This is a genomic window from Streptomyces sp. NBC_00258, from assembly GCF_036182465.1.
Taxonomy (GTDB): Bacteria; Actinomycetota; Actinomycetes; order Streptomycetales; family Streptomycetaceae; genus Streptomyces.
This window is the reverse complement of the sequence record NZ_CP108081.1, coordinates 3,432,205-3,450,316: the sequence shown is the minus strand read 5'-3', so window position 1 is coordinate 3,450,316 and position 18,112 is coordinate 3,432,205. Positions and strand designations below refer to the sequence as shown.

The 18,112-nt window shown below is 69.4% G+C and carries 11 protein-coding genes; 10 read left to right on the top strand and 1 reads right to left on the bottom strand.

Going from position 1 to position 18,112, the window contains the following annotated elements; all coding sequences use genetic code 11:
• Positions 1–235: 235 nt before the first annotated feature.
• The 7 genes from OG718_RS15405 to OG718_RS15375 all read left to right on the top strand — a co-directional run bounded on the left by OG718_RS15405 (position 236) and on the right by OG718_RS15375 (position 12,363).
• Positions 236–1,243, top strand: coding sequence for a hydroxyacid dehydrogenase (locus OG718_RS15405; protein ID WP_143641873.1), 1,008 nt, complete (start codon positions 236–238; stop codon positions 1,241–1,243).
• Positions 1,240–2,877, top strand: a complete 1,638-nt coding sequence (locus OG718_RS15400; RefSeq protein WP_328844396.1) for a GH39 family glycosyl hydrolase — start codon at positions 1,240–1,242, stop codon at positions 2,875–2,877. Before OG718_RS15405 ends, OG718_RS15400 begins: the two co-directional genes overlap by 4 nt.
• 31 nt (positions 2,878–2,908) lie before the next feature.
• Positions 2,909–3,973, top strand: coding sequence for a LacI family DNA-binding transcriptional regulator (locus OG718_RS15395; RefSeq protein WP_443055062.1), 1,065 nt, complete (start codon positions 2,909–2,911; stop codon positions 3,971–3,973).
• 364 nt (positions 3,974–4,337) lie between these two features.
• Positions 4,338–5,681 carry an ABC transporter substrate-binding protein gene (locus OG718_RS15390; RefSeq protein WP_143641875.1) on the top strand — a complete coding sequence of 448 codons (1,344 nt, stop codon included), beginning with the start codon at positions 4,338–4,340 and terminating at the stop codon, positions 5,679–5,681.
• A gap of 3 nt (positions 5,682–5,684) precedes the next feature.
• On the top strand, positions 5,685–6,623 hold the full coding sequence (locus tag OG718_RS15385; protein ID WP_260695593.1) for a carbohydrate ABC transporter permease: 939 nt from the start codon (positions 5,685–5,687) through the stop codon (positions 6,621–6,623).
• A gap of 127 nt (positions 6,624–6,750) precedes the next feature.
• Positions 6,751–7,677, top strand: a complete 927-nt coding sequence (locus OG718_RS15380) for a carbohydrate ABC transporter permease (protein ID WP_143641876.1) — start codon at positions 6,751–6,753, stop codon at positions 7,675–7,677.
• A 186-nt stretch (positions 7,678–7,863) separates the two neighbouring features.
• Entirely contained in the window at positions 7,864–12,363 is a 4,500-nt protein-coding gene (locus OG718_RS15375) for a Tat pathway signal protein (protein WP_328844395.1), read from the top strand.
• Here the strand turns inward: OG718_RS15375 and OG718_RS15370 are convergent.
• Complete coding sequence (locus OG718_RS15370) at positions 12,342–13,187, bottom strand: alpha/beta fold hydrolase (protein WP_328844394.1); 846 nt, start codon at positions 13,185–13,187, stop codon at positions 12,342–12,344. The genes OG718_RS15375 and OG718_RS15370 overlap by 22 nt on opposite strands.
• A 159-nt stretch (positions 13,188–13,346) precedes the next feature.
• Between OG718_RS15370 and OG718_RS15365 the strand changes: the two genes are divergently transcribed.
• The 3 genes from OG718_RS15365 to rsgA all read left to right on the top strand — a co-directional run bounded on the left by OG718_RS15365 (position 13,347) and on the right by rsgA (position 17,817).
• A complete protein-coding gene (locus OG718_RS15365) occupies positions 13,347–14,678 on the top strand; it encodes a radical SAM protein (protein WP_328844393.1) in 1,332 nt (443 codons plus the stop codon).
• Positions 14,679–14,952: 274 nt separating this feature from the next.
• Entirely contained in the window at positions 14,953–16,467 is a 1,515-nt protein-coding gene (locus tag OG718_RS15360; RefSeq protein WP_328844392.1) for a cellulose binding domain-containing protein, read from the top strand.
• A 243-nt stretch (positions 16,468–16,710) separates the two neighbouring features.
• Positions 16,711–17,817, top strand: coding sequence for a ribosome small subunit-dependent GTPase A (gene rsgA, locus OG718_RS15355; protein ID WP_328844391.1), 1,107 nt, complete (start codon positions 16,711–16,713; stop codon positions 17,815–17,817).
• The last annotated feature ends 295 nt before the right edge of the window (positions 17,818–18,112 follow it).

Sequence of the window (18,112 nt, the reverse complement as noted above, 5' to 3'; positions counted from 1 at the left end):
CCCGGAAGTTCTCGGTGACCGGTGAACCAGCCACATTGGAACCTACCTCGCCCATTCCGACTCAGGGGCGCGGGGGAACTGCGCGACCAGCCACAGCGGACCGCACACCCACTCACCGTCGGACCCGCGTCCACTCGCCGTCGGGCGCCCCGTCCATTGACCCTCTCGCTCCGCGAGACCTACCGTAGAGACCGGTTGCTATAGACGCGTCACCGATCCGGAAGGCCACCCCACCTTGCGCCCACGCCCCGCCGCACTTTTCGCCATGACAGCCGAGAACGTGCCCAAGATCTTCCCTCCGGACGTACTGGCCCGCCTGGGCAACGCGGTAGAAATCGATCCCACTCTGACGGCCGGGAACTTCACCGACCCCCGAGTACGGGACGCACTCGCCGACACGGAGATCCTGATCACCGGCTGGGGCTGCCCCCACATCGACGAGGCGGTCCTGGACGCCGCACCCAAGCTGCGGGCGATCCTCCACGCGGCCGGCTCCGTCAAGGGGCTCACCTCGCCCGCGGTCTGGGAACGCGGCATCACCGTCTCCTCCGCGGCCGGCGCGAACGCCCTCCCCGTGGCGGAGTACACGCTCGCCATGATCCTCCTGGCGGGCAAGGACCTCTTCGCCCAGCGCGACCGGCTGCGCGCCCAACGCGCCTTCCCCTACGGGGAGATCATGCCGGGAGTCGGCAACTTCGGCCGCCGCGTGGGCGTCGTCGGAGCCTCCCGGATCGGCCGTCGCCTCATCGAACTGCTGCGGCCCTTCGACCTGCGGGTCACCCTCGCGGACCCGTACGTCGACGCGGCGCAGGCCGCCGCCCTCGGCGTACCCCTGCTGCCGCTCGACGACCTGCTGCGCACCAGCGACATCGTCACCGTCCACGCACCGCAGACCCCCGAGACCCACCACCTCATCGGCCGCCGCGAACTCGCCCTGATGCCGGAGGGATCCGTGCTCGTCAACACGGCCCGCGGCTCCCTCCTCGACCACGACGCTCTCGTCGAAGAGCTGCGCGCCAACCGGCTCAGTGCGATCCTCGACGTCACCGACCCGGAACCGCTGCCCGCCGACTCGCCGCTCTTCGACCTGCCGAACGCGTTCATCACCCCGCATCTCGCGGGCTCGCAGGGCAACGAGGTGGCCAGGCTCGGTCTCGCCGTCACGGAGGAGGCCGAACGCCTGCTGTCCGGACGGGAGTTGGCCCACGCGATCGACCACGCCGTACTGGAGCGCACCGCATGACCTCGATCCTGACCCCGCGGGCCGACGCCGCCGACGCGGGCGAGCCCCTGCACCACTTCTGGTCCGTCTGCGCCGGCGCGGGCCGCGCGGCCGAGGGCCTGCGCGCCTCCTGGCAGGAGCAGTTGCACCAGGTCGCGGAGGGCTGCGGCTTCCGATACGTACGCTTCCACGGCCTCTTCCACGACGACATGTTCGTGTACCGGCAGGGGGAGGACGGGCAGGCAGTCCTCAACTTCCAGTACGTGGACGACCTGTTCGACCGGCTCCTCGACGCGGGTGTCCGCCCCTTCGTCGAACTCGGCTTCAGCCCAGGTGACCTGGCCCGCGAGAAGGGCACCATCTTCTGGTGGGGCGCCCACGGCTCCCCGCCCACCGACCTGGTCGCCTGGGCGAGCCTGGTCTCCGCGACCGTCCGGCACTGGGTCGCCCGGTACGGGATCGACGAGGTCCGCCACTGGTACTTCGAGGTGTGGAACGAGCCCAACCTCGACCCGTTCTTCCGCGGCACCCGAGCCGAGTACTACGACCTGTACGCGGCAACGGCCCACGCCCTCAAGGCAATCGACCCCGCCCTGCGCGTCGGCGGACCGGCCACCAGCAACTTCGTGCCGGACGCACGCTTCGACGGCGACACCGAGGACAAGAGCGGCCACGTCACGGTCACCGCCGACAACCTCGACGCACTGGAGTGGCGACCCGTCTGGCTGGAGCACTTCCTCGACCACTGCGCCCGCGAACGGCTGCCCGTCGACTTCGTCTCCTGCCACCCGTACCCCACGGACTGGGCGCTCGACCACCACGGCCAGGGCGCCCACTACACACGCGGCGCCGACGCCACCCGCCAGGACCTCGCGACGGTCCGGGACATCGTCGGCAAGAGCCCGTTCCCGGACGCCGAGATCCACCTCACCGAGTGGAGCTCGACCCCCTCTTCTCGGGACCACACCCACGACCACTCGCAGGCCGCCACCTTCGTCGTCCGGGCCAACCTGGAGTCGATCGGCCTCGTCGACTCACTCGCGTACTGGACGTTCACGGACGTCTTCGAGGAGATGGGCGCCGGGGACACCGCCTTCCACGGCGGCTTCGGACTCGTCAACCAGCAGGGCATACCCAAGCCCACCTACCACGCCTACCGGTTCCTGCACGCGCTCGGCGACGAACTCCTCGTCCGGGTGCCGGGCGCGATCGTCACCCGGGAAGCGGCGACCGGCCGGATCACCGCCCTCGCCTACCACTACCCGCCCGAGATGCCCCTGGCCGTGCCCCTCTCGACGCCGGACCGCACGGTCGCCGAGCAGACGCTGGCCCTGGGCACCCCCGTCCCGTACACCCTGAGTCTCACCGGACTGCCAGCCCGCGCCGCCTTCACCGTGGAGATCCTGGAGCCGGGCAGCGCGGCCGGCGGCGACACCCTCGCCGCCTGGCGCGAGCGCGGCGCACCCGAACCGCTCTCCCGCGAGGACATCAGCGCCCTCCGGCGGACGGCCCCCCGCACGGAGACCGTACGGGCCGACGCGGCGGGCGAGCTGACCTACGAACGGCAGCTCGCGCCCTGGTCGGTGGTGCTCGTACGGCAGGACGACGGAGGGCTCGACCAGCACGTAGGAGTACCCGGCCACCCCATAGGGTGACCGGTACGGAGCAGGGGAGGGGAGCCCACCGGTGGCCAAGAAGACGGAGCCCGTGATGGGCAATGACGCCTCCACGGTCCGGGACGTCGCCGCGCGCGCGGGCGTCTCAGCCTCGACCGTCTCCCGGGTCCTGGGCGGCACCTACCCGGTCGCCGCGAGCACCCGCGCCCGGGTGCTCAAGGCGATGCGCGAGCTCGACTACGTGGTCAACGCGCACGCCCGCGCACTCGGCGGCTCCACCAACAAGACGGTGGCGTTCGTCGTCGACGACGTCACCGGCCCCTTCTACGCCCACATCGCACGCGGTGTGGAGGAGCAGGCGTCCGCCGAGGGCAGGCTCTGCATGCTGTGCACCACCCACGGCGATCCGCAGCGCGTCCTCGCCGTCGTCGAGACCATGCGCGAACAGCGGGCCGACGCCGTGATCGTCGTCGGCGGCGCCTGGGAGGACAAGGCCTACCAGGACCGCATGACGCACTTCGCGCACGCCCTGGACCGGGTGGGTTCGCGACTCGTGCTCGTCGGCAGGCCACCGCTCGGCCCGGGGGTGCCCGCCACGGTCGTCGAGTACGACAACGAGGGCGGTGCCTTCGCGATGACCACCCATCTGCTCACCTCGGGCCACCAGCGCATCGCCTACCTCGGCCGGGTGCCCGGCCTGTCCACCAGCGGCCAGCGCCTCAGCGGCTTCCGGCGCGCGCACGAACTGCTCGGGGTGGCCCCGGACCCGGCCCTGATCCTGGACGGCACGTTCAGCCGCTCGCACGGCTATCAGGGGGCCCGTCAACTCCTCGCGTCCGGCGCCGACTTCACGGCCGTGTTCGCCGGCACCGACATGGTCGCGGCGGGCGCGCTGCAGGCGCTGCGCGAAGCGCGCGTGAGCGTCCCCGACGACGTGTCCGTGGTCGGCTACGACGACGTGCCGCTGGCCCTGGACCTCTTCCCGGCCCTCACCACCGTCAACGTCCCGCACGAGGAACTGGGCCGTGCGGCCGTCCGGCTGGCCCTGCACCGCGAGGAACTCCCCGGCAGCCAGCACCTGGTGCTCGGCACCCACATCGTCCTGCGGGACTCGACACGGCGACCCGGGCACTGACTTCCGCCGTCCCGTCCCGACTTCCCCGTCCCGATCTGACTTCCCTGTGCCGTCCTGTCTTCCCCGCTCCGTTCCTGACTCCCCTTTCCCTCATCTCCCTCATCGTGGCGACCTTTGCCCTTCGTTGGACAACCGGTCTCTAGAGAATCGGCTGTCCGGTAGCTACCCATTTTCCGGTTACCGGTTCGAAATCCCGTGCAATACCGGGTGAGTTGGCCCGGTTCCCCAGTTTTCTCTGCCCGATGTCTTGCCGACGTCCGGGACCGGTTCTAGCTTCCATAGAGACCGATTTCTATGGCGCCCTCGGACGGCAGAACCCGAGCGGCGGACGGTCCCCCCTGTTCCAGTCCCCTCAGGAGCCGCCATGCCCCAGCCCCGTGTCCCGCACCGCGCGACCCTGTCCGCCGCCGCGCTCGCCACCGTGCTCGCCCTCACGGCGACCGCCTGCGGCGGTGGCTCCGACGACTCCTCCGACCAGTCGAAGGGGCCGGTCACGCTGGAGTACTGGAGCTGGTCGGAGACGAAGAACGTCGACCCCGTGGTGGCCAAGTTCAACGCCACACACACCGGCATCAAGCTCAAGTTCGTCAAGCAGGCCGACAACCCGGGCACGGCACAGAACCTGCGCAACGCGGTCGCCGCCAAGAAGGACGTCCCCTGCCTGGTGCAGAACTTCGGCGAGGTGCCCAGCCTCGTCGGCGAGGGGCTGCTGAGCAGCGTCGACAAGGAACTCAAGCCGTACCTCGACCGGTTCAACCCGGCCGCCCTGCCCAGCGTGCAGGCGGGCGGCGAGTACTACGCCGTCCCGACCGGCTTCAACCCGACCTTCATGATGATCAACCGCTCGGTGTACGACAAGTACGGCGTCGACGTCCCCAAGACCTGGGACGACGTGATCGCCGCGGGCAAGAAGCTCAAGAAGCACGGCGTGTACGTCATGAACCTGGCCGGCGAGGACCCGTCCACCCTGGTCAACCTGGTCCAGCAGGCGGGCGGCTCCTGGTACGAGCAGAAGGGCGACAGCTGGAAGATCGACTTCCTGTCACCCGAGTCCCTCAAGGCCGCCGACATCGTCCAGCAACTGGTCGACGGCGGCATGGTCGCCAACCAGACCTATCAGGACCGGCCCGCCCTGATCAGCTACTTCGACTCCGGGAAGATGGTCTCGCTGCCCACCCAGACCTGGCAGCTGCAGAACTACGAACTGAACTACAAGAAGTCCCTCGGCGACTGGCAGCCCATCGACCTGCCCCAGTTCTCCGACGCCACGGAGTTCACCACCTCCTCCTACAGCGCCAACAACGGCGTACTCGTCCCCAAGGGCTGCGAGCACGTCAAGGAGGCCGTCGAGGCGGCGGTGTGGATGAAGACCGACAAGACCGGCATCAACTCCACCTACCAGAAGGACACCAAGCAGTACGAGTGGCCGGGCGCCGTCAAGGACGTCACCCCCTGGGTCGACTCGGTGGTCACCGACAAGCTCTTCGGCACGCACAAGTCCGAGGCCCGCGGCGTGATCCTCAAGTCCGTCGAGCACGCGAGGAGCAACTGGACGGTCGGCCCCAACTACACAGGTGTCTTCGCGGAGTTGCAGGACCAGTGGGCGAGGATCGTCACCAAGAGGACGACGGTGAAGCAGGCCCTTGAGCACCTCCAGGAGTTCACGGTCGACGACCTGAAGTCCAAGAACATCAACGTCGAGGGCTGACCCATGGCAGCCGTCACCGAAGCACCGTCCCGGTCCCGGGCCGCACGCCTGGGATGGCGGCGGATCATGGCCCTCAAGGGCGCCTCGTTCACGGTCCCCTTCTTCCTCGGGTTCCTCCTGTTCACCGTGACCCCGCTCGTCATGGCACTCAAGGAGAGCCTCTACAGCGAGAAGGGCTCCGGGCTCGGATTCGGCGAGAAGACCGTCGAGTTCGTCGGCCTCGACAACTTCGTCCAGGGCTTCGGCGACGGCCGCTTCTGGGCCTCGATGCTCCGCGTCGGCCTCTTCGCGGTCATCAGCATCCCGGTCATCCAGATCGCCAGCGTCGGGCTCGCGCTGCTCCTCGACTCGGCCTCGCAGCGCGTCGCCGACCGCTTCCGGATCCCGCTGCTGGTCCCGTACATGATCCCGGGCATCGTCGCCACCCTCATCTGGATCTACCTCTACAGCCCGGTCGTCGGACCGCTCACTCCCTTCCTCGACCTCTTCGGCATCGACGCCAACTTCTACGGCGGCGAACTCATCTGGGTGTCCATCGGCAACCTGATGGCGTGGAGCGGGATCGGCTTCAACATGCTGATCGTGTACTCGGCGCTGCGCTCGGTCGACGCGAACGTGTACGACGCCGCCCGCATCGACGGGGCCTCCGAGTGGCGGATCGCCTGGTCGATCAAGGTGCCGCTGGTCCGCCGTTCCCTGGTCCTCACCACCGTGCTCAGCATCATCGGCACCCTGCAGATCTTCAGCGACACGATGCTCTTCAAGTCCATGGCACCGGAGACGGTCACCCGCGACTTCACCCCCATCATGGCGATCTACGACTGGGCCTTCCAGCAGGGCAACTTCAACTACGCCTCCGCCCTCTCGATCATCCTCGCCCTGGTCGTCGGCACCGCGTCCGCACTGTTCTACCGACTCACGAACAAGGCGCCCACGTCATGACCGCCGTCAGCAGCAGGCCCACGACCGCTGTCCCGGCCGCGCCCCTCCGTGTCGCGCGGCGCAAGCCTGCCGCGGCGGGCGCGGGCGGTGTGTCCGTTCCTCGGCCCACGAGCGAGGTCTCCCCTTCATGACCGCAACCATCGACCGGTCCACGACCACACCCCCGCGCCCGAAGCGCGGTGCCGCCGCGTCCCGCGACGGTACCGGCCCCGTCCGGCACGGCCGGCGGACCAAGGCCCTGGTCCTCGGCGGAGTCGTGTTCTTCACCCTCTACTCGCTGGCGCCCGTGTGGTGGCTGATCGTGTCGGCGACCAAGAACCAGTCCGACCTCTACACCACCAACGGGCTGTGGTTCTCCGACCTGCACTTCACGGACAACCTGAAGGCGCTGTTCACCTACCAGGACGGCATCTTCCTTAAGTGGCTGTGGAACACGCTCTATTACGGAGTCGTCGGCACCGCCGGCATGACCCTGGTCTGCGTCGCCTGCGGCTACGGCCTGGCGATGTACCGATTCCGTGGCCGGGGCGTGCTGATGGGCTGCATCATCGGGTCCTTCCTCGTTCCGCACGCACTGCTCACCATCCCGTCCTTCCTGCTCTTCACGGACCTGCGGATGGTCGACACCCCGTCGGCGATCATCGTGCCGAGCCTGTTCAACGCCTTCTCCGTCTACCTCGCCAAGGTGTACGCGGAGGGCGCCATCCCGCCCGAACTCCTGGAGGCCGCCCGCATCGACGGCGCGGGCGAGTACCGCATCTTCTTCACGGTCGGCGCCCGCCTCATGTCCACGGGCGCTGCGACGATCTTCCTGCTCGGCTTCGTCGGCTCCTGGAACTCGTTCTTCGGACCCCTGGTGTTCCTGCGTACGCCGGAGAAGTGGACCGTGATGGTCGGCCTCTACTCGTGGCTGAAGGTCAAGGTCGACACATCCGCCGACCTGACCGGCATGGTGGTCGTGGGATCGTTGCTCTCCCTCATCCCGATGGTCATCCTGATGATCTCGATGCAGCGGTTCTGGCGCTCCGGCGTCACGCTCGGCTCCCTCAAGTAGCCACGCCCGCAAGGCCGTTCAGGTAGGCGCGCTCGCGCGGCCGACTGGCTGGTCGCGCCCGCGTGACTGCCCGCGTGGCTGTGCCCGCAAGGCCGCCCGAGCACTCGGCCCCCGACCGGCCCGCAGTCCTTCCCGCATCCCGCGATCCGACCCCTCCCGCTCCTTTCCCCGCCGTGAGGATCCCGCATGTCCGTCACCAGAAGATCCGTCCTGGCCGGTACCGCCGCCGGCACCGGCGCTCTCGCGCTGACCGGCTGGTCCTGGACCGCCGCCGAGCAGGCGTCCGCCGCAGCGGCCGGGGAGGCCGACGGCGCGAGACGCCTCGACCTCGTCGACTTCGGCAACCCCGACTCCGAGACGGCGCACGGGCTGACCGCCCCCGACTCCGCCGCCGTCGACGGCAACGCGGGCGACCGGGCCCGAGTCGCCAAACCCCTGGCCACCCCCGACATCAAGACCGGCGACCTCCGCTTCACGGTGCGGGTCGACCCCCTCCATCAGAACTACCTCACCGTCAAGTTCTGGGGCGGCGACACCTCCCCGTACAAGACGATCGCGTACATCAACGGCGAGCAGATCGGCTACCGCCGCTCCGGCGACTACGAGGCGCTGAACACCGGCACGGTCCGTCCGCTGCCCGGCCGCTTCTTCTACGCCACGGTGATGCTGCCGCTGGAGCACACCAAGGGCCGCGAGCACGCCGAGATCACCCTGCGCACCTACGACGCCGCGTTCACCGCCAAGGTCACCGCCGACTCCCGCGGCTACTACCGCGCGTACACCCACACCGGCGCGTACCTCGACGTGAGCGGCGAGCCGCAGGCCGGCTTCACACCGCCCACGGACACGGTCGCGGACCTGTCCGAGCCGCAGAAGCAGGCACTCGTCGACGGCTATGTGGCCGGCCAGGTGAAGCTCTTCAACGACCACTCGGCGAAGATCGACGCATCGGCGACGGCCAGGCTCAGCATCGTCCGCTACGAGGACGAACTCCGTTTCTACGCCTCCGCGTTGACCCAGTCCAGCTGGTGCCCGGCAAGGACCGCCACCGACCGGCGGACGGCCCTGCTGCGGGTCTTCAAGTGCGTGGACAACCACACCAAGGACTACTACGCCGACACGAGACTCCTGGCCCGCGGCGGCCACCAGGGCGACTGGGGCGGCTACTACGGAGCACTCGGCGAGGCCCTCTACATCGTCGAGAACCTCATCGCGGACAAGGAGGTCCTCGGCAGGGAGGCCTTCGAGGCATTCCTGGACGAGCCCTTCACCACCGGGACCAGCGAGGGCAGGACCTCCCTCAAGGACGTCGACTTCGACGGCTCACCGCTGACCCGCCGGGCCGCCTGGGGCCGCGTCCTGAAGGCCAACTTCGACTACGCCCGCTCGCGGCTCTCGTACATCTACAACCAGGTGATGTACACGTACGAGGGCGCCTGGGAGGCCCACGAGGGGCTGCGGGTCATTGGTTCGGAGTTCTACGAGGGCAAGGCGCGCAGCCACCGCATCGCGGGCGAGGCGCTCGGCTGGCTGCCCTTCCTCGGCGAGGAGGTCCTCGTCGGCCCGGACGGCCAGGACCTGGACCTCTTCCACTCGCTCTTCTACCACGACACCACGGCCCGCTGGACCGACGACTACATCAAGTACGTCATCAAGGGCCTGGCCAGGTCCAAACTGGACAAGCGCGGCAACCTGGTACGCCGCCTGCCCCTCGGCAAGCACTACACCACGATCACCGAGGCGGGCCACACCCGCGAGAACGGCTACGTCGCCAACTACGGCGAGGCCACCAACTACCTGCCGGAGTGGTTCCATCGCACCTGGGGCCACAAGGGCGACGAGGACCTGAACGACCGGATCCTGGAGATCGCGCTGCGCAACCTGCACGCCCGCTCCCTGGCCCGGATGACCGACCTCGACGACAACCTCAAGCGCACCATGCGCATGGAGATGGTGATCGACGAGCGCAACACCAACTACCCGGGCTTTCCAGGCTACGTGCTGCGGATCTCCGAGGGCAGGATCCTCAACTACGTCGCCCTGGCCCGGCACATGGCCGAGCACGCAGACCGGTACACCGCGAACCGCTGGGCGACCACGCGCTCGTACGCCCGCGAGGCGGTCGGCTTCGCCCAGCAACAGCTCGCCGACCACCAGTACTTCAGCTCCTTCGCCTCCGTGACCGGCAAGAGCAAGTACGACCTCGCGCTCGGCGAGACCTACGCCTACCTGAAGGCCCACGAGCCGACCGGAATAGTCCACCCGCACACGGACTTCGCCCACTACACGCCTGGGGAACTGACCGCACTAGCGGTGAACCGTGCCCACTACGAGCGCTTCGCCTGGGTCGACGTGGACTGCATGTTCGTCTCGCTCAGGGACGGCGACCTCCACCTGTGGGGCCAACTCAACGAACGTCAGCGGGGGTTCGCCCGCAACGGACGCCTGCACGTCCGGCAGGCGAACCGCGACCACATCGTGCAGATCAACACCAACGCACGCTTCCAGTACGAGGACTACTGGGCCCGCATGGACAACATCGACGTCGACTTCATGGAGGACCAGCAGACGGGCGACTCCTCGGCGCTCCAGGCGTTGGCGGGTGAACTCGCACCGATCACCTTCCAACCGGGCGTCGGCACGGTCCGCCGCGAGAACTTCGAGGCAGACCACGCCTATTCGGGCTACCCGGACCTGCTCACCGCCCGCTACGGCCGCTACTTCTTCGTCTTCAACACGACCCGCAAGACGTACGGGAACGAGCGGTCGTACGAGGTGGAGGTCCCCTCGGCCACAGGCCGGACCGGTTCGACGGGCGCGACCGGTTCGACGGTCCTGGACCTGGTGAGCGGCAAGGAACTTCCGGTGCGCGGCGGCAAGGTGAGGGTCCCGCCCAAGACCGGCCTGGTACTGAAGCTGCCGACAGCCCTGGATACCGAACTCCCGCCCGCACACGTCGACTTCGTGCACACCCTCCCAGGCGACGGAGCGGTCACCGTGACCTGGCAGACGACCGCGGGCGCTTCCCACTACGAGGTGCGGCGGGCGACCCGACAGCAGGGCCCGTACAAGGTCCTGTCGGCGAAGGAGACCGGTCACCACTTCACGGACACCTCCGCCCGCCCCGGCGAGACGTACTTCTACACGGTCACCGCAGTCAACGGCCAAGGCCCCGGCTGGACTTCGCACACCATCCGAACCGAACTCCCGAAGCCCGCCTCGCCCGGCCTCAGGAACTCGGGCTGGCGCGACGACGCCCTGCGCAAGGCGAGGCCGGGCAGCACGGCGGTGCGAGGCGCGACGATACGAGTGCTCGGCGCACGCGGAGACGGACTCGGCGAGGGTGACGACTACAAGGTGCCCTCCCGCAGCGTGGAAGACCAACTCCACTACGTGAGCCGCCCGTTGGCCGGCTGCTTCACCCTCACCACCCACGTCACCGGGTCGCGCGGACCGCTCACCGGACTGATGCTCCGCGACCGGATCGCCGCCGACACCCGCCATCTGTTCTTCGGCGCGGACAAGGACGGACAGCTCGTCTTCCACAACCGCACCCGCGACAGCCGCCACGACTGGCAGGACGACCTGCGTTCACCCATCACGCGCCGGCTCGACGGGCAGACCCTGGCCGCGACGCCGTACCTGCGGATCGTGAGGGACGCCGGCAGCCACCGCGTACACGGCCAGGTGTCGGCCGACGGCACCACCTGGGTGACGGTCGCGACGCTCTTCACGCCCTTCCCGTACGCGGTCCACGCGGGCTTCGCGGCGACGGGCGACGCGGAGTTCGCCAAGGTGGCGGTGGACACCCTCGGCGCGCACGCGCTCCTGCTCTCCGTCGAGCGCGACGCCGACACCGCGACCGTCCGCTGGAACAAGCCCGACGACGCCCTGACCTTCACACTCTCCCGCTCAACCGGCGGCGGGCAGTGGGAGGTTCTGAAGAAGGACACACGCGAGTACGCCCACGAGGACAAGAACCTGCGCCACGGCACCCGCGCCTACAAGGTGACGGCGGCCCTGGTCGACGGCGGCACCCGCGACTCCGCCGTGACAGTCGCGGTCGCCGAGGCCTTCGCGCAGGTCCTCACCCGGGCACGGAGGACGGACGCCTCCGAGTGGACGAAGAAGTCGTACGCGGCCTTCACGGCCGAACTCGACCGTATCGAGAAGGCGACCGGCGACCCGGAGACCGCCCGCGTCGACGCCGTGTACGCGGCCCATGAACTCCTCGTCTCCGTCGACACGTTGCTGCGGAAGTTCCAGGTCACACCGTCCATGGTGGTGGCCTCCACCACTCAGTGGCCAGGCACCGGAACCAGGGAAGCCGCAGGCTGGCGGGCCTTCGACGGCGACCCCACGACCTACACCGACACCACGGCCGCCGAAAGCTGGATCGACATCGACGCGGGCGCCTCGGGCCCGATCACCGTCGACCGCATCCGTCTGTACCCTCGCGGCGACCAGCTGAGCCGCGCCAACGGCACGGTGTTCCGCGGCTCTGACGAGGCCGGGGTCGACGGGACCGACTTCCACACGGTCAGCGGGGTCGACGCGGCTCGGTGGTACGAGTTCCGGCTCGCCGAGCGGGTGTCGTACCAGCGGATCCGTGTTTATGACGGGCACAACGGGCGTTGCAATGTGGGGGAGATCGAGTTCTGGTATCAACTGCCCGACGAGGAGTGAGATCCGCGGGTTCGTTGTGGCTGGTCGCGCAGTTCCCCGCGCCCCTGAAGGGGTGCTGCCCACTCCTGTACCAGGGACGCCAGTTGCCGGGGGCGTTCCTCGTGCAGGTAGTGGCCGCAGTCCTCGAACACCTCCACCCGGGAGCCCGGTTGGGTGGGCGTGCCGCGCTCGAAGTCGGCGGCGACGGTGCTCGCGTACACGCCCAGCACAGGACAGTCGCGGTGCGCCAGATACGCGCGGGTGGCGGGCCGCAGGCCGAAGGCGTCCGGGGCCAGGTACATGCCGTCGCGGCACTGAGCCAGCACCTCCGGGTCCATGGCAGCCATCAACGTCCGCTGCCGGTCGCGCAGTTGGTCATGCGCCCCCGGCCGGAAGGCACTGTCCACGAAGCGGGCGGCCCACTCCGCGCCCTCCCTCCGCAGCTCCTCCTGCTCCCGGGGGATGCGTACGGCTTCGCTCTCGTCGGCACCGTACGCCGAGTCGACGACCACCAACGCCCTTACAAGATGCGGGTGTTCGACCGCGAGTGCCGTGACCGCCTGGGCGCCCATCGAGTGGCCGACGGCGATCACCGGGCCCGGGTCCAGCCGGCCCAGCAGATCAGCCAGGTCGGCGGCGAAGTCGCGCGGCCCGTAGCCGCTCGGCGGCTTCGGGGAGCGGCCGTGGCCCCGCAGGTCAGGGACGATCACGCGGTGCCGCCAGTACGGGAGGGTGGGCGCCCAGTCGTCTCCGTCGCCGCCCCACCCGTGCACCAGGAGGAGGGCCGGGCCCGTGCCGGGGTGGTCCGTGTGGTGGAGGGCTACCGGTGGGGAGGTGGTGGTCACGGAGGTGACTGTAGACGCGGCCCGGCCACCAGGAGGGATCCCGGCACTAGGAGGGACCCCGGCGCCAGGAGGGACCCGGCACCACGGTCCCGGGAGGAGGGGCATACCGTGAGGAGTCGAACACAAGAGCCGGGAGCACCGGGGGCGAGGGAGGACGGGATGGGCAGCCGTACCGCGCTGGTCGAGGACCTGATGGAGAGGTTCCCGCACGTACCGCGGGAAGCCGTCTTCAAGGAGGACCTGCTCCGTGGGGGCGTGGCCTTCGACGACTCCGCACTCAGCGACAACGAGGACGGGGACGTCAAACCGAAGTCGTACTTCATCTTCTCCTTCGACCACGGCACCCTGCCCGAGCTGGGCGAGGCCGCGCTGCGCCGCCCACCGGAGGAGATCATCCTCACCGGCGGCCCGTACGACCTGCGCCGCACAGTCGTCTCCGTACGCGTGAACCCGTCCTCCCCGTACCGCGTGGCCGCCGGCGAGGACGGCATGCTGGGCCTCTACCTGGACGGGAAGCGGATCTCGGACGTCGGGGTCCCGCCGATGCCGGAGTACTACCGGCACAAGCTCTCCAACGGGAAGTCCGTCATGGAGGTGGCCCCGACGATCCAGTGGGGCTACCTGATCTACCTGACCGTCTTCCGGGTCTGCCAGTACTTCGGCGCCAAGGAGGAGTGCCAGTACTGCGACATCAACCACAACTGGCGCCAGCACAAGGCGGCGGGGCGGCCCTACACCGGCGTCAAGGACGTCGACGAGGTCCTCGAAGCGCTGGAGATCATCGACCGCTACGACACGGCGAGGACCTCCACCGCCTACACCCTCACCGGCGGCGCCATCACCTCCAAGCTCCAGGGCCGTGACGAGGCCGACTTCTACGGCATGTACGCCAAGGCCATCGAGGAGCACTTCCCGGGCCGGTGGATCGGCAAGGTCGTCGCCCAGGCACTCCCGCGCGACGACGTACAGCGCTTCAAGGACTACGGCGTGCAGATCTACCACCCCAACTACGAGGTGTGGGACCGCCGTCTCTTCGAGCTGTACTGCCCCGGCAAGGAGCGCTACGTAGGCCGGGACGAATGGCACAAGCGCATCCTGGACTCCGCGGAGGTCTTCGGCGCGCGCAATGTCATCCCCAACTTCGTCGCGGGCGTGGAGATGGCGGAGCCCTCCGGTTTCACGACGGTCGACGAGGCGATCGCCTCCACCACCGAGGGCCTGCGCTTCTTCATGTCGCACGGCATCACGCCCCGCTTCACCACCTGGTGCCCGGAGCCGACGACACCCCTCGGCAAGGCCAATCCGCAGGGTGCCCCGCTGGAGTACCACATCCGCCTCCTTGAGGCGTACCGCTCCACCATGGAGGACTTCGGGCTCTCCTCGCCGCCCGGATACGGTCCGCCCGGGCCGGGCAACGCGGTCTTCTCGGTGAGCTCGTTCATGGACAGCCTGCCGGCGAACGAGGTGACGGAAGAGGTGCCCGCAGTCTGAGGGAACGGGGCGTATGGGACGTACGGCAGTTCCAGGGACGGTCGATTGAGTCATTCGGGGCTGCCGGGACGTACAACTGGTGTACGACTGGAGCACGGCTGAGGCCGAGGGGCCTGGTGGGACGTGCGACCCGCGGTAACCGGATGTGCAAGTGCCGCTTGTCAGTTGTGCAGGAACCGTGAAAAACTCTGGTCCCGTCGCAGACGTCCCCCTCAACTCCCGTATTACCCAGGTGAGTTGACCCCGCTTGTGGATGCAGGTGAAGTCCCCACCCATGCCAGACCTGCCGACCCCTCAGGATGCCGCCGAGGCCACTCTGTTCTCGGAGTGCTGGGACGCGGTCCTTTCGTACGCCGATCTCTGCACCGGCGCTTCCACCCATGCCCGCCAGCTGGCCTCCGAGGCGTTCTCGCTCGGCATACGCGAAGCGCGTGCTGCTGAGGCCGAGTCCAGCGGCAAGAACTTCGGGCGCCGGACCCGCACACCCCGGCTGCCCCGAATACCGCTGCTCCTGACCGCCGTACGCCAGACGACCGCCATCTGGGAAGCGAGGGGCCAGGGAGAGCGCCTGGACCCCGACCTCCGCCTGTGGCTCAACTCCGAGAAGGCCGCGCGCTTTTCGGGACCGCCCCTGCACAGGCCGCTCGCCCTCCGCGGGCTGCGGGACATGCAGGAACCGGATGCCGCGCTGCTGTGGCTTGCGGAGGTCGAGGCGCTGCCGGTCGCCTCCGTGGCCCGCCGGCTCGGCCTCGACCCGGAGGGCGCGGCCGAGGAACTGCAGCAGGTGCGCGGGGTGTTCCGCGACCGCTGCCACCGCAACCACCTCGACACACCGCTCTCCGAGGAGTGCCGCAGTTACGCCCGGCTCCTCGACGCGGTCACCCGCTCGCCCGCCGCCGAGGTACCGGACGACCTGTCGTGGCACCTCGCGCGGTGCGTCGAGTGCGCGGAGGCCGCCGCCTGTCTGCGGCTCGTCGGCGGGGGACTGCCCGCCGCGCTCGCGGGCGGGGTCATCGGCTGGGGCGGGCTCGCCTACCTGGAAAGACGCCGCAGGGCCGTCGAGTCGGGGCTCAGCCGAGGCGCGGCCGACGACCCGGACGAGCAGGACAGCGACGCGGCGGAAGGACGCCGCGCCCGCATCGGCCGTGTCGGACTGATCGTCGCCGCCGTCGGCGTCTCCCTCCTGGCACTGGCGGTCACGTTGGCGCCGTTCGGCGAGGACGGGGGCTCCGGCTCCCTGGAGGGGACGGCAGACAGGGAGCCCGTGGGCCAGCAGGTCCCCTCGCCCGACCCCGTGCCGTCGGGACCGGGGAACGACTCGGCCGCTTCCTCCACGACCTCCCCGCAGCCGTCCGAGTCGAAGACCGACGAGAAGTCCGGTACGGGCTCCGCATCGGAGAAGGAACCCCAGGGCGACTCCACTTCCTCGGCCGAGGAGGACGGCGCCGACCCCAACCCCAGCGAACCCGCCGTCTGCCACGCCCGGTACGAACTGGTCAACGAGTGGCCCGACGGCTTCCAGGCCACCGTCACCGTCAAGTCCGACTACGCCCTCAACAACTGGCGCGTCAGCTGGACCTTCCCCGACGGCCAGAAGATGACCCAGATGTGGGACGGCAACTTCGACCAGGACGGCTCCCGGGTGACCGCGACCGCAGCCGACTACAACAAGTCCGTCGCCGCGGGCGGATCGTTTGCGGTCGGCTTCCTCGGCTCCTGGAAGCCCGGCAGCGGCAACGCGGAACCGGACGAGTTCATGCTGAACGGGCGCAGCTGCACACACAGCTGAGCCGGGGCAATAAACCGGTTGGCTCAGGCGGCGGATCGGGCTACGGTCTGTCTGTCCTCGTGGTGGGTCTCCACCGCCGTAATGCTGGTGTGATCAAGGAGGTGTGATCGATGGCTGTCATCGAGCTGGGCGCTGCCCGCATCCGGAAGTTCATCGAATCCACCTCTGTGGTCACCGGCTGACACCCTTCTTTCTCCGCGCCCGAGCGCGCGCGGCCGGGGCCACCCTCCGAAGGGTCACCCCTTGTCTTCCTCTTCTTCTCTGTCTTCTTCCGCCCACCCGCTCGCGCCCTACGGCTGGGACGACGCGTGGGCTGCTGAATTCGGCCCCCATCTCGAACGGGGGCTCGTACCGGGCCGGGTCGTGCGGGTCGATCGCGGACAGTGCGATGTGATCACCGCCGGCGGGCTCGTCAGGGTCGACACCGAGTTCGTGACGCCGAACGACCCGCTGCGCGTCATCTGCACCGGCGACTGGGCCGTCGTCGACGCCGGCGGGGACCCCCGGTACGTACAGGAGTATCTGCCGCGCCGCACGGCCTTCGTACGCTCGACCTCCTCCAAACGCTCGGAAGGACAGATCCTCGCCGCCAACGTCGACTTCGCGATCATCGCGGTCTCCCTGGCGCTGGAACTCGACCTCGGCCGCATCGAACGCTTCCTGGCCCTGGCCTGGGAGTCAGGGGCACAGCCGCTGGTCGTGCTCACCAAGGCGGACCTGGTACCGGACGCGGTGGGCCTGGCCTACCTGGTCCAGGACGTCGAGACGACGGCACCGGGCGTACAGGTGCTGGCCGTCAGTTCCACGGACGGGGACGGCCTGGACGGCCTGGGCGCCGTGGTGTCCGGCGGAACGTCCGTCCTGCTGGGGCAGTCGGGCGCCGGCAAGTCGACGCTCGCGAACGCGCTCCTCGGCGAGGACGTGATGGCCGTCCAGGCGGCACGCGACGTGGACGGCAAGGGCCGCCACACGACCACGACCCGGAATCTGCTCCTCCTCCCCGGCGGGGGCGTACTGATCGACACCCCCGGGCTGCGCGGGGTCGGGCTCTTCGACGCCGAGAGCGGAGTCGGCCAGGTGTTCTCCGAGATCGAGGAACTCGCCGCCTCCTGCCGGTTCCAGGACTGCGCGCACGAGGCCGAGCCCGGCTGTGCGGTGCTCGCTGCCGCGGGCTCCGGGGTGCTGCCCGAGCGGCGGCTGGAGAGCTACCGGAAGCTGCTTCGGGAGAACCAGCGGATCGTCGCCAAGACGGATGCGCGGGCCCGAGCGGAGCTCCGGAAGGAGTGGAAGCGGCGGGGCGCGGAGGGGCGGGCCGCGATGGAGGTGAAGCGGGGGGTTCGGGGGCGCTGATTTTCGTCCGCGGGCGCGCGGGGGCTGGTCGCGCAGTTCCCCGCGCCCCTGGATGTGGGGGCTGAGGCCGGCGTGTTCCTGCGGGTTCGTCGTGGCTGATCGCGCAGTTCCTCGCGCCCCTGGGTGGGAAGGGGCTGGGTTCGTGTTGTGTCTGCACGTATGTGGTGGCTGATCGCGCAGTTCCCCGCGCCCCTGGGTGGGAGGGGGCGGGGGCCGTCGGTCGTCCGCGGACCCCGGTCGCGCGCCTGGCCTCGCCCGTGGGGGCGGGGCCGCGGCGGGGTATCCGTCCTCGGTC